Annotated in this window: 12 protein-coding genes and 3 tRNA genes; all 15 read left to right on the forward strand. The window is 60.5% G+C overall.

Annotation, left to right across the window (positions count from 1 at the left end; genetic code table 11):
- Positions 1-12: 12 nt before the first annotated feature.
- The 15 genes from N826_RS04240 (at position 13) to nuoE (ending at position 13022) form a co-directional block, all read left to right on the forward strand.
- Positions 13-1479: a malonyl-CoA decarboxylase gene (locus tag N826_RS04240; protein ID WP_044426128.1), complete on the forward strand. Its 1467-nt coding sequence runs from the start codon at positions 13-15 to the stop codon at positions 1477-1479.
- 213 nt (positions 1480-1692) lie between these two features.
- Positions 1693-1827, forward strand: coding sequence for a hypothetical protein (locus N826_RS45670; RefSeq protein ID WP_280178418.1), 135 nt, complete (start codon positions 1693-1695; stop codon positions 1825-1827).
- 159 nt (positions 1828-1986) lie between these two features.
- Positions 1987-2071: transfer RNA gene (locus tag N826_RS04250), tRNA-Leu, on the forward strand.
- 75 nt (positions 2072-2146) lie between these two features.
- On the forward strand, positions 2147-3526 hold the full coding sequence (gene tig / locus N826_RS04255) for a trigger factor (RefSeq protein WP_044426130.1): 1380 nt from the start codon (positions 2147-2149) through the stop codon (positions 3524-3526).
- Between the two features lie 117 nt (positions 3527-3643).
- Complete coding sequence (gene clpP, locus N826_RS04260; protein WP_044426132.1) at positions 3644-4279, forward strand: ATP-dependent Clp endopeptidase proteolytic subunit ClpP; 636 nt, start codon at positions 3644-3646, stop codon at positions 4277-4279.
- Positions 4280-4519: 240 nt separating this feature from the next.
- On the forward strand, positions 4520-5785 hold the full coding sequence (gene clpX / locus N826_RS04265) for an ATP-dependent Clp protease ATP-binding subunit ClpX (protein ID WP_044426133.1): 1266 nt from the start codon (positions 4520-4522) through the stop codon (positions 5783-5785).
- A gap of 169 nt (positions 5786-5954) precedes the next feature.
- Positions 5955-8363: an endopeptidase La gene (gene lon / locus N826_RS04270; protein WP_044426135.1), complete on the forward strand. Its 2409-nt coding sequence runs from the start codon at positions 5955-5957 to the stop codon at positions 8361-8363.
- Between the two features lie 147 nt (positions 8364-8510).
- Entirely contained in the window at positions 8511-8783 is a 273-nt protein-coding gene (locus tag N826_RS04275; protein ID WP_044426136.1) for an HU family DNA-binding protein, read from the forward strand.
- 165 nt (positions 8784-8948) lie between these two features.
- Positions 8949-9023: transfer RNA gene (locus N826_RS04280), tRNA-Val, on the forward strand.
- A gap of 226 nt (positions 9024-9249) precedes the next feature.
- Positions 9250-9326 (forward strand) — tRNA-Asp (locus tag N826_RS04285).
- A gap of 225 nt (positions 9327-9551) precedes the next feature.
- Positions 9552-9920 (forward strand): NADH-quinone oxidoreductase subunit A, encoded by a 369-nt coding sequence (locus N826_RS04290; RefSeq protein WP_044426138.1) that lies wholly within the window; start codon positions 9552-9554, stop codon positions 9918-9920.
- Positions 9911-10516, forward strand: a complete 606-nt coding sequence (locus tag N826_RS04295) for a NuoB/complex I 20 kDa subunit family protein (protein WP_244619426.1) — start codon at positions 9911-9913, stop codon at positions 10514-10516. Before N826_RS04290 ends, N826_RS04295 begins: the two co-directional genes overlap by 10 nt.
- 18 nt (positions 10517-10534) lie before the next feature.
- A complete protein-coding gene (locus tag N826_RS04300; protein WP_044426139.1) occupies positions 10535-11176 on the forward strand; it encodes an NADH-quinone oxidoreductase subunit C in 642 nt (213 codons plus the stop codon).
- A complete protein-coding gene (locus N826_RS04305; RefSeq protein ID WP_044426141.1) occupies positions 11176-12372 on the forward strand; it encodes an NADH-quinone oxidoreductase subunit D in 1197 nt (398 codons plus the stop codon). Before N826_RS04300 ends, N826_RS04305 begins: the two co-directional genes overlap by 1 nt.
- Positions 12369-13022, forward strand: coding sequence for an NADH-quinone oxidoreductase subunit NuoE (gene nuoE, locus N826_RS04310; RefSeq protein ID WP_044426143.1), 654 nt, complete (start codon positions 12369-12371; stop codon positions 13020-13022). The genes N826_RS04305 and nuoE overlap by 4 nt, the downstream gene beginning before the upstream one ends.
- Position 13023: the final 1 nt, after the last annotated feature.

Below are 13023 nucleotides of genomic sequence, written 5' to 3' on the forward strand. Positions count from 1 at the left end.
AAAATCAGCGGCATGACCCAGTTACCGACTTCCATTGAAGAGCAGGCGGCGCCGTCGCTGTTTGACCGTACCATCGAGAACCTGAGGACCGCGTGGCGCGATATAGCGGCCTTCTCCCGCGAGGCGGTGGGCGCCACGCCACGTCCCCATCTGCCGCGAGAGGATGCCGACCGGCTCCGTCTTCAGATGCAGGCCTGCCTGGAAGGGCGCGGCGGTGAAGTCAGCGCCCGAGCGCGCGCCGCGGAGCTGGGCCGGACCTATCTCGGCCTCGACTCGACGGGCCGGCGCAACTTCCTCCACGTGCTGGCCCGCGATTTCGACGTGGACCGCGCCACCGTGGACCGGGCGGTCGACGTGTTCCATCAGGCCGGTGATCCGGCATCGCGCGGCGACGCCGAGCGGGCGCTGCGGAGTGCGCTCGAACCGGGACGGATGAGGTTGCTGACCCAGTTCAACGGTCTGCCCGAAGGCATAAAGTTCCTGGTGGACATGCGAGCGCAACTGCTGGAGTGGTCGCGTGGCGATCCGCTGCTGTCGGCGCTCGAAGCCGACCTGAAGTCACTGTTGAAGAACTGGTTCGACGTCGGTTTCCTGGAGTTGCGCCGGATCACATGGGACAGCCCGGCATCGCTCCTGGAGAAGCTGATCGCTTATGAGGCGGTCCATGCGATCCGCGGTTGGCAGGACCTGAAGGATCGGCTCGACTCGGACCGCCGTTGCTTCGCCTTCTTCCACCCGAGGATGCCGGACGAACCCCTGATATTCGTCGAGGTGGCGCTGGTGACCGGCATGTCCGGCAACGTCCAGACCCTGCTGGACGAGGCGGCGCCCGTACAGGATCCGCAGACGGCGGATACCGCCATCTTCTACTCGATCTCGAATGCCCAGAAGGGACTGGCCGGCATCAGTTTCGGCAATTTCCTGATCAAGCGCGTCGTAGACAGTCTTGCGGCCGAGTTCCCGAACCTCAAGAACTTCGCAACGCTGTCTCCGATTCCCGGTTTCAGGCGCTGGCTAGATGCGGAACTTGACCGGGAAAGCGGCGGAGAGGGTGTGTTGACCGCGTCCGAGCGAAACCGTATCGCCGAGCTTTTCGCCGATCCCGACAACGTCGTGCCAGAGCCTTGCGACCGCCTTCAGGCACTGCTGGACCGGCCTGGATGGCACCGCGACGATGCTGTGCTCAAGGTCCTCAAGCCAATCCTGCTTCGGCTTGGCGCCACGTATCTGGTCGACGTGAAGTCGGGTAATCGTGCCCGCGATCCGGTCGCTCATTTCCATCTGTCCAACGGCGCCCGCATGGAGCGGCTGAACTGGCTGGCCGACACCTCAGACAACGGCTTGCGTCAGTCAGCCGGAATGATGATCAATTACCGGTATAAACTGACCCATATCGAGGCCAATCACGAGGCCTATACCGGGGATGGTAAAATCAGCACCTCCTCGCAAGTGCGCGCGCATCTGAAAAGTACAGGATAAACTGATGGCTTTTTACATAAAATGCACCTAACCGCCTTTAACTGTTCATAAACAGCCGCTGGCTAGTCTTGATCCCACTGACATTAACCAAGCCAGCGCGGGACGGCATACATGTTCTTGAGACGGCAGAAGGCTCCGGCAGACATCACTGAAGGATCGGTGTATCGGCGGACCACCCGCGGCAAGTCCGTGGAAACCGCGCGGGTGCTCGCAGTGTCCAAAGACAGTGTCGGCATCACTCATGTCCGCTTCAGCGTCCACTACGAGAGGGTCGATACGGCGGACGAATTGCGCACGCTGGCGCTCAGCTCCTTCGCCGAACTCTTCAGCGAGCGGGTCCTGGCTTGAACGCCGGGCTGTCGCGCTTGAACTGGGCCTGCGGGTGAGAGCCGCGTTTCAGCCGGTTCTCGCGACTTGTCCATTTAGCCTGTTTGTCCAGAAATCGGTGTGCTATAGAGGCGAACCCGGCGGGCGGGTGACTTAAATCGCCTGCGCGGGGCTGCCTGTGCGGGCGTGGCGGAATTGGTAGACGCGCTGGATTTAGGTTCCAGTGACGGAAGTCGTGGGGGTTCGAGTCCCTTCGCCCGCACCACAAGGTCAGCCGTACCCGAGGTTCTCAAGCCGCGACCGGCCGCACCGGTCGCCAACGAAACAGGCTTCCAGTCCAATGCAGATTACCGAGACGAGCGCCGACGGCCTCAAGCGTGAATACAAGGTCGTCATCCCCGCCCAGGAGATCGAGACTCAGGTCAACAGCCGGCTCCAGGAGCTGAGCAGGACCGTAAGGCTGCCGGGCTTCCGCCCCGGCAAGGTGCCGCTTCCGATCGTGAAGCAGCGCTACGCCCAGTCGGTCATGGGAGAGGTGCTGGAGCGCGCCGTCAACGACAGCTCCCAGAAGGCGATCGACGAGCGTGGTCTCCGTCCGGCGCTTCAGCCCAAGATCCAGGTCACCTCGTTCGAAGAGGGCGGCAACCTGGAATACGATCTTGCGGTCGAACTGCTGCCCGACATCGAGCCTGTCGATTTCTCCACGATCGAACTGGAGCGAGTCGTCGCCGAAGTGGACGACAAGCAGGTGGATGAGACGCTGGAGCGTCTGTCCAAGAGCAGCCGTGACAGCAAGCCTATCGCCGAAGAGCGGGAAGCCCGCACCGGCGACATCCTGGTCATCGACTTCGCCGGCACCCTCGACGGGGAAGCGAAGCCGGGCATGGATGCCAAGGATCACCAGCTCGAGCTGGGCAGCAACAGCTTCGTCGGCACCTTCGAAGAGCAGTTGGTCGGCAGCAAGCCGGGCGATCACCGCACCATCACGGTGACCTTCCCCGAGAACTACGGCGCCGCCGAGTTCCAGGGCAAGGAGGCCGTGTTCGAGGTCGACGTCAAAGAGATCCGCGAGACGGCCCCGGCCGTCATCGACGACGAATTCGCCAAGAAGTTCGGCGCTGAAGACCTCGCCGCCCTGAAGCAGATGATCAAGGACCGTATCGGCCAGGATTACGCGGGCATCTCGCGTAGCCGGGTGAAGCGGACCCTGCTCGACAAGCTGGCCGAAACCCACAGCTTCGACGTGCCTCCCGGCATGGTCGACATCGAGTTCGAGACCATCTGGAACCGGCTTCAGGAAGAACTGAAGCGCGGGGGTCCCGATGCCGAAGAGGCCGGCAAGAGCGAGGACGAGCTTCGGGCCGAGTATCGCTCCATCGCCGAACGTCGCGTCCGGTTGGGCCTGCTCCTTTCAGAAGTGGGTCGGCGCAACAATATTCAGGTGACCCAGGACGAGCTGAACAAGGCACTGGTCGCCGAAGCTCAGCGTTATCCGGGTCAGGAGCGCGAGGTGTTCGAGTTCTTCCGCAATACGCCGCGGGCGATCGACAACATCCGGGCGCCCCTGTTCGAAGATAAGGTCATCGACTTCATCCTTGAACTCGCTAAGGTAGATGAGAAGACCGTATCGGTCGAGGAACTGGTGCGCGATCCGGACGAAGCCGAAGGTACGGACGAGGCTGAAGGTACAGCCAAAGCCGAAGGTACGGCCCAGGCCTGATCCGAACCGTAAGGCGGTACCGCCGGAATTCTCCGGCGGGCCGCCGCAAGGATCAAAGCCCATCATGCCGCCTGAGGCGGTGCGGTCGGCACATGGGGAACGGGAGAGTCGAAAAGCATGTACGATTTCGAGCCGCGGATGAACGCTCTGGTTCCGATGGTCATCGAACAGACCAATCGTGGCGAGCGCGCGTTCGACATCTATTCGCGCCTCTTGAAGGAGCGCATCATTTTCCTGATCGGCCCGGTCAATGACGGCGTGGCCAGCCTGATCTGCGCGCAGCTCTTGTTCCTGGAGTCGGAGAATCCAAACAAGGACATCTCCTTCTACATCAACTCACCGGGCGGCTACGTCACGTCGGGTCTCGCGATCTACGACACCATGCAGTACATCCGGCCGCCGGTTTCGACCGTCTGCATCGGTCAGGCCGCCAGCATGGGCTCGCTCCTGATGACCGCCGGCGCGCCGGGGAAGCGATTCTCGCTGCCAAACAGCCGGATCATGGTCCATCAGCCGTCCGGCGGTGCCCAGGGCCAGGCTGCCGACATCGAAATCCAGGCTCAGGAAATCCTGAAGCTCCGGTCGCGCCTCAACGACATCTATGCACGGCACACCGGCCAGACGCTGGACGTGATCGAGGCGGCCATGGAACGCGACAAATTCATGTCGCCCGAGGAAGCCAAAAGCTTCGGCCTGATCGACGAAGTCGTCGCAAGCCGTCCTTCTACCGGTGGCGATACTTCGAGCACGTGAGCGGACCAGCTAGATCCCGGCACGATAGTGCCAACTAGATATTGATCGCCGTGTATTACGTGTTGTTGAATAGGATTGTCCCTGTGTGGCGGGATCGGTTTCCGGACCCGCCACCGGGCGCGCCCATGAAGGGCTCTCCCGGGACAACCTGTTTCTAAAGGCGTTTGGAACGGCTCGTTTGCTACGGTTTATCGACCGCCCGCCGGACCAAACGTCACTCGGTGCTGTGACGGAGCCCATATGACCAAGTCCACCGGCGGCGATTCGAAAAATACCCTCTACTGCTCCTTCTGCGGAAAGAGCCAGCACGAGGTCCGCAAGCTGATTGCCGGCCCGACAGTGTTCATCTGCGATGAATGCGTCGAACTCTGCATGGACATCATCCGCGAAGAGAACAAGACAACGCTGGTAAAGTCGCGGGATGGCGTGCCGACGCCGCGCGATATCCATGCCGTTCTGGACGACTATGTCATCGGGCAGGACCACGCGAAACGGGTACTATCCGTCGCGGTCCACAATCACTACAAGCGACTCGCCCACGGCACCAAGCACAACGACGTCGAACTGGCGAAGTCGAACATCCTGCTGATCGGCCCGACGGGCTGCGGCAAGACGCTGCTGGCGCAGACCCTCGCTCGGATTATCGACGTTCCCTTCACCATGGCGGACGCGACGACGCTGACCGAAGCCGGTTACGTCGGCGAGGACGTCGAGAACATCATCCTGAAGCTGCTCCAAGCCGCCGACTACAATGTCGAGCGTGCCCAACGCGGGATCGTCTATATCGACGAGGTCGATAAGATCAGCCGAAAGTCCGACAACCCGTCGATCACCCGTGACGTATCCGGCGAAGGCGTGCAGCAGGCACTGCTGAAGATCATGGAAGGAACGGTCGCTTCGGTACCGCCGCAGGGGGGACGCAAGCACCCTCAGCAGGAATTCCTCCAGGTCGATACCACCAACATCCTGTTCATCTGCGGCGGTGCGTTTGCCGGTCTGGAGAAGATCATCGCCCAGCGGGGGCGTGGTACATCGATCGGCTTCGGCGCGGACGTACGCGGTCCCGACGAACGTCAGACCGGCGCCATCCTTCGGGATGTGGAGCCGGAAGATCTCCTGAAATTCGGCTTGATCCCCGAGTTCGTCGGCCGTTTGCCTGTCGTCGCGACCCTATCGGACCTGGATGAAGCGGCGCTGATGGAAATTCTGACCAAGCCAAAGAACGCGCTGGTCAAGCAGTACCAGCGGCTCTTCGAGATGGAGGACGTACGCCTCGAGTTTGCCGACGAGGCCTTGAAGGGCATCGCCCACAAGGCGATCGCCCGCAAGACCGGAGCGCGGGGCCTTCGGTCGATCATGGAAGGCATCTTGCTCGATCCGATGTTCGAACTGCCTGGGCTCCAGGGAGTGGAGGAAATCATGATCAACAAGGAAGTCGTGGAGGGACGGGCCAAGCCTCTCTACATCTATTCCGACCGGCGCGGCGATCTCGCTCCCGGCGCATGAAACGGGCCTGACGTCCCTATGATGCCTCTTCAACATGTCAAGACCTTGAAGGGGCAGGGGACTTGGGCCACGTTAGGAACAGCCAATGACTGTTCTTACGCCCACCAAGGGGTGAGACTCTTTTCAGGCCTATTTCGGGCTGACGGCCTTCACACGAGAGGCGCATCATATGTTTGAAATCCCCCGTGGAGCTTTGTATCCGGTCCTGCCGCTGAGGGACATCGTCGTCTTCCCGCACATGATCGTGCCGCTGTTCGTAGGGCGCGAAAAGTCGGTGCGCGCGCTGGAAGACGTGATGAAGGACGACAAGCAGATCCTGCTGGTCACTCAGAAGAACGCTTCACAGGATGATCCCACGCCTGCGGACATCTATTCCGTCGGCACTATCGGTACCGTGCTTCAGTTGCTGAAGCTGCCTGACGGCACCGTAAAGGTTCTGGTAGAAGGCGGACAACGCGCCTCGATCACGAAGTTTTCCGAGAACGACGACTTCTTCCAGGCTCATGCCGAACTGATCGAGGAAAAGGCCGGCGAGTCGCAGGAGCTTGAAGCCCTGTCGCGCGCCGTCGTTTCCCAGTTCGAGCAGTACATCAAGCTCAACAAGAAGATCCCGCCGGAAGTGCTGGTGTCGATCAATCAGATTGACGAAGCCGGCAAGCTGGCCGATACCGTCGCCTCCCATCTGGCGCTGAAGATCCCCGAGAAGCAGCAGCTTCTGGAGACGGCGACGGTCGGAGAGCGGCTTGAGCGAGTCTATGCCTTCATGGAAGGCGAGATCGGTGTTCTTCAGGTCGAGAAGCGCATCCGTAACCGCGTCAAGCGGCAGATGGAGAAGACCCAGCGCGAGTATTATCTGAACGAGCAGCTTAAGGCTATCCAGAAGGAGCTCGGCGAGTCGGAAGACGGCCGCGATGAAGTGGCCGAGCTCGAAGACCGGATCAATAAGACCCGTCTGTCCAAGGATGCACGGGAGAAGGCGCTGGCGGAGCTGAAGAAGCTGCGTTCCATGAGCCCGATGTCGGCGGAAGCTACCGTTGTCCGCAACTACCTGGACTGGATCGTCAGCATCCCCTGGAAGAAGCGTACCAAGATCAAGCGCGACATCAAGCTCGCCGAAGGCGTGCTGAATTCCGACCATTTCGGTCTTGAAAAGGTCAAGGAGCGCATCCTCGAATACCTTGCCGTTCAGCAGCGCATGACCAAGGTCAAGGGACCGATCCTCTGCCTCGTTGGTCCGCCTGGCGTCGGCAAGACATCGCTCGGCAAGTCGATCGCCAAGGCGACCGGCCGTAATTTCGTCCGGATGTCGCTCGGCGGCGTACGGGACGAGGCCGAGGTTCGTGGCCATCGCCGGACCTATATCGGCTCGATGCCCGGCAAGGTCATCCAGGGCATGAAGAAGGCCAAGTCGTCCAATCCCCTGTTCCTTCTGGACGAAGTGGACAAGCTGGGTGCCGATTGGCGCGGCGATCCGTCATCGGCGCTGCTGGAGGTGCTTGATCCGGAGCAGAACGCTACCTTCGCCGACCATTATCTGGAGGTCGATTACGATCTTTCGGACGTGATGTTCGTCTGCACGGCCAATACGCTGCGGATGCCGCAGCCGCTGCTGGACCGTATGGAGATCATCCGCGTTGCCGGCTATACCGAGGACGAAAAGGTCGAAATCGCCAAACGGCACCTGCTGGACAAGCAGCTCAAGTCGCACGGCTTGAAGAAGGGTGAGTTCACGGTTTCGGACGACGCATTGCGTGACCTGATCCGCTACTACACCCGCGAGGCCGGCGTCCGCAGCCTTGAGCGGGAGATCGCCAACCTCGCCCGTAAGGCGATCAAGGAGATCCTGATGAAGGGTCTCGACAAGATCCAGGTCACCCGGCGCAACCTCGACAAGTACGCCGGCGTGAAGAAATTCCGCTTCGGCGAAGCTGAACTCGAGGATCTGGTCGGCGTCACCACCGGCTTGGCCTGGACGGAAGTGGGCGGCGAACTGCTGTCGATCGAAGCCGTGATGCTTCCCGGCAAGGGCAAGGTCACGACGACGGGCAAGTTGGGCGACGTCATGAAGGAGTCGGTCCAGGCGGCCGAAAGCTACGTCAAGTCGCGGGCAACGGTGTTCGGCATCAGGCCCGATCTGTTCGGCAAGAAGGACATCCACGTCCACGTGCCTGAAGGGGCGACTCCGAAAGACGGTCCTTCCGCCGGCGTCGCGATGGTCACGTCGATCGTGTCCGTGCTGACTGGCATCCCGGTGCGTAAAGATGTCGCCATGACTGGCGAGATCACGTTGCGCGGTCGGGTGCTGCCGATCGGTGGTCTCAAGGAGAAGCTTCTGGCCGCTCTGCGGGGCGGTTTGAAGACGGTTTTGATCCCGAAAGACAACGAAAAGGACTTGGCCGAGATACCGGAGAACGTGAAGAAGGGTCTCCAGATAATCCCGGTAAGCATGGCGGATGATGTTCTCCACCATGCGTTGACGCAGACACTGGTCCCGATCGAATGGAGCGAGCCTTCTGAAGCGACGAAGGTAGCGCCACCGGTGGCCGATGGTGACCACGAGGAAGTAATTCGGCATTGAGATCACACCTGGAAAACGCATAAATTCCCTCAACCGCCGCGCCCTGTATTGCTCCGGGTGCGGCGGTGTCGGTATACACTTTCCGCGCGAGGATTGAGCCGGAGGGTTCAAGCTTTGTTTATGCGGTTTTCCAAGGGGGGCTCACCAGTGAACAAGAACGATCTCGTTGCGCTTGTGGCGGATGCGGCAGGGCTGTCTAAGATAGATGCCACCAAGGCCGTCGATGCCGTCTTCGATGGCATCATCCAGTCGCTCAAGAAGGGCGAAGAAGTCCGCCTCGTCGGCTTCGGGACCTTTGACGTATCCGACCGTGCGGCTTCCGAGGGACGCAACCCGCGGACTGGCGAGAAGATCAACATTCCTGCTTCGAAACAACCGAAGTTCAAGGCCGGCAAGATCTTGAAGGACGCGTTGAACTAAGGCTTCCAAGCCGAAATTGGAAACCGGCCGCTCTATCGGGCGGCCGGTTTCTTTTCGACCTTGTCAGTCCAAGGAGCGGAGCGTGAGTCGCTCTGATCGCTGAGAAGACGATTTCACGGTCTTGTGTGTCCCGCTGAAGATTGCTAGAAGCGGTTCGACATGGATGGGCGATTAGCTCAGCGGTAGAGCGTCTCGTTTACACCGAGAGGGTCGGCGGTTCGAACCCGTCATCGCCCACCATCCAGCCTCCCACTACTGCTTCAGCGACTTGCGGTTTTCGCCAATCCGTCCCCCGCGTCAGGGTGCGGTTTATTGGCGCACCTCGTCCTTGCCCGATAATCGTCGACAGTTTCTTGAACCGCCCATTCCGTTTGAGAAACAGACAGGTCTAGCAAAGAACCTCGCTTTCTTTTCGTTCGGCCATTGACAGGGGCAGGGCCATGTCGTACTTACCGGCCACCAAGACGCGGGTGTAGCTCAGTTGGTTAGAGCGCCGGCCTGTCACGCCGGAGGCCGCGGGTTCAAGTCCCGTCACTCGCGCCATTTTCCTTAGAAAATCTGAACAAATTCAAACGCTCAGCGCAAGCTATGGGGCGTTTTCGCCGTTCGAAAATTCGCCTAATTGTCTTTCCTTGATCTCCCTTTCAGCCTATATTCGCCCCTGCCCGACGGGTCGGGTAACCAATTGAAAAACTGCCAAGCTGGCTTGGAGTCGGCCATCACGAGCCTGGCTCGTCATGCTAAAAGCAGTCTCATGCGAGGAGCGTTATGGCCAATCCGCTGGTCGTCGAATACCTGCCGATCCTGATCTTCCTTGGGATCGCGATGGTCATCGCAGGTGCCGCCGTTGGGGCATCATTCCTGGTGGCTTCACAGAAGCCGGACAGCGAGAAGGTTTCCGCTTACGAATGCGGCTTCGAGCCGTTCGACGATGCCCGCAGCAAGTTCGATGTGCGGTTCTATCTGGTCGCCATTCTGTTCATCATTTTCGACCTCGAAGTTGCGTTTTTGTTCCCATGGGCCATATCCCTTGGTGACATCGGATTGTTCGGTTTCTGGTCGATGGTCGTGTTCCTCGGCGTGCTGACCATCGGCTTCATCTATGAATGGAAGAAAGGAGCGCTGGAATGGGAGTGACTTCCACCCAGCCGTCCGTGAGCCAGGGCACGGCTCCCGGCCAGACGTCCTCCGGCCTGATCTTGCCGGGCAAAGGGGCGCCTCTCGCACCCGGTGCCGATCAGGATGCGTATCTCAAGACGGTCACCGACGAAGTGCAGGACAAGGGCTTCGTCGTAGCTCAGCTCGACTCCCTGCTCGACTGGGCACGTACCGGGTCGCTGTGGCCCATGACCTTCGGCTTGGCCTGTTGCGCCGTGGAGATGATCCACGCCTACATGCCGCGTTACGACCTCGACCGATTCGGCGTCATTCCTCGTCCGAGCCCGCGTCAAAGTGACGTGATGATCGTGGCGGGGACTTTGTGCAACAAGATGGCGCCGGCGCTTCGTAAGGTATACGACCAGATGGCCGAACCGCGGTGGGTGATCTCGATGGGATCCTGCGCCAACGGCGGTGGCTACTATCACTATTCCTACTCGGTGGTGCGCGGCTGCGATCGTATCGTCCCGGTCGACATTTACGTTCCCGGTTGTCCGCCGACTGCTGAAGCCCTGGTTTATGGGATTCTGCAGCTCCAGAAGAAGATCAAGCGCGGCAATCGCATCGCGCGTTAAGCAAGGCAGTCCCGGATCATGAGCGACCAAGCGCTTCAGGAACTGAGCGATCATCTACAGGCGCGCCTGGCGGATACCTTGATATCCGCCGGTATCGAACTTGGCGAGCTGATCATAATCGTACAGCGCGCATCGATCGTTCGCGTGATGACATTTTTGCGCGACGACTCAAACTGTCAGTTCAAGCAGCTGATGGATCTGTGCGGCGCCGACTATCCGTCACGCGAAGAGCGCTTCGAGGTGGTCTATAATCTGCTCAGCCTGAAGCATAACCTGCGTATCCGCGTGAAGGTCAACACGGACGAAGACACGCCCGTACCGTCCCTGGCGGAGGTCTACAGCGCAGCTCCCTGGTTCGAGCGCGAAGCTTGGGACCTGTACGGCATCTTCTTCTCGGATCACCCAGATCTGCGTCGCATCCTGACCGACTACGGCTTCGAGGGGCATCCTCTTCGCAAGGATTTCCCGATGACCGGCTACGTGGAACTGCGCTACGACGACGAGCAGAAGCGGGTCGTCTACGAGCCGGTCAAGCTGACGCAGGATTTCCGCTCGTTCGATTTCCTCAGCCCATGGGAGGGCATGACGAACGTCATGCTTCCGGGCGATGAAAAGGCTGAAGCCCCGACAGGTGCCGCCCAGCCGGGGAGCAACAAGTAATGCCTACCGCTACAACCGCCGCCGAATCGAAGATCAAGCCATTCACCATGAATTTCGGGCCGCAGCACCCTGCGGCTCACGGGGTGCTTCGCCTCGTGCTCGAGATGGACGGCGAAGTGGTCGAGAGGGCCGATCCCCATATCGGCCTGTTGCATCGTGGCACCGAGAAGCTGATCGAGTACAAGACCTACATCCAGGCAACCCCCTACTTCGACCGCCTGGACTACGTCTCGCCGATGTGTCAGGAGCATGCGTTCGCGCTGGCCGTGGAGAAGCTGCTCCACATCACGCCGCCTCCTCGTGCTCAGTACATTCGCGTGATGTTCAGCGAAATCACCCGGATCCTGAACCACCTGCTGAACATCACGACATACGCGCTCGACGTTGGAGCGATCACGCCGTCCCTGTGGGGCTTCGAAGAGCGTGAGATCCTGATGGAGTTCTACGAGCGCGTCAGCGGCGCCCGGCTCCATGCCAACTACTTCCGTCCCGGCGGAGTCGCTCTCGACATGCCGGCGGGCCTCGCCGACGATATCTGGGCCTATACCGAGCGCTTCCCGAAGTTCATGGACGATCTGGAAGGACTGCTTTCAGAGAACAGGATCTTCAAGCAGCGTACCGTCGACATCGGCATCGTCAGCGAGCAGGAGGCTCTGGATTGGGGCTTCACCGGTCCCATGCTGCGTGCGTCGAACGTAGCCTGGGACCTGCGCAAGGCACAGCCCTACGATGTCTACGACCAGATGGACTTCGACATCCCCGTCGGACTGACGGGTGACTGCTATGCGCGCTATCTCGTCCGGATGGAGGAAATGCGCGAGTCGAACAAGATCATCCGTCAGTGCCTGGAAAAGATGCCGGACGGACCGGTGAAGGTTCAGGACCACAAGATCGCTCCGCCGCGCCGCGGCGAAATGAAGCGGTCGATGGAAGCCCTCATCCACCACTTCAAGCTCTATACCGAAGGCTACCACGTACCCGCTGGAGAAACCTATACGGCGGTCGAGGCGCCCAAGGGTGAGTTCGGGGTGTACCTGGTATCCGATGGAACCAACAAGCCGTATCGCTGCAAGATCCGCGCTCCCGGTTTCGCCCACCTCCAGGGTCTCGACTTCATGTCGAAGGGCCACATGCTGGCGGATACCGTGGCGATCATCGGGTCCATGGATGTCGTGTTCGGAGAAATCGATCGATGAGTGCAAACGGAACAGCCGCTCCCGAGGGCCCGAAGGAATTCGCCTTCGAGCCTGAGTACCTGGAGCGTGCCAAACACATCATCGCGAAGTACCCGCCCGGCAAACAGGCCAGCGCCGTAATGCCTCTGCTCGATCTGGCGCAAAGGCAGAACGACAACTGGCTGCCGCGGGTGGCGATGGACTACGTCGCGGACATGCTCGAAATGCCGCGCATCCGCGTGTACGAGGTCGCAACCTTCTACACGATGTACAATTTGAAGCCGGTGGGTAAGCACTTCGTCCAGGTCTGCACGACGACGCCCTGCTGGCTCCGGGGTTCGGACGAAGTCGTCAAGGCTTGCGAACGCAAGCTTGGCATCGGCCTGGGTGAGACCACGCCGGACGGTCAGTTCACGGTGATCGAAGTCGAGTGTCTGGGTGCCTGCGTCAATGCGCCGATGGTTCAGATCAACGATGACTACTACGAGGATCTCGACGGCCCGAGCACCGAAAAGCTGCTGGACGCACTCGCCCGTGGCGAACGCCCGGTCGCCGGTCCGGTAAGCGGACGCCAGACGTCCAGTCCGGCCGGAGGGCTAACCTCGCTCAAGACGCCCGTGCCGAAGTCGAATTCGGCGCAGACGGCAAGTTCCACCCAGGGCGATGACTGAG

The sequence above is a fragment of the Skermanella aerolata KACC 11604 genome (assembly GCF_000936425.1).
In the GTDB taxonomy this organism is placed as follows: domain Bacteria; phylum Pseudomonadota; class Alphaproteobacteria; order Azospirillales; family Azospirillaceae; genus Skermanella; species Skermanella aerolata.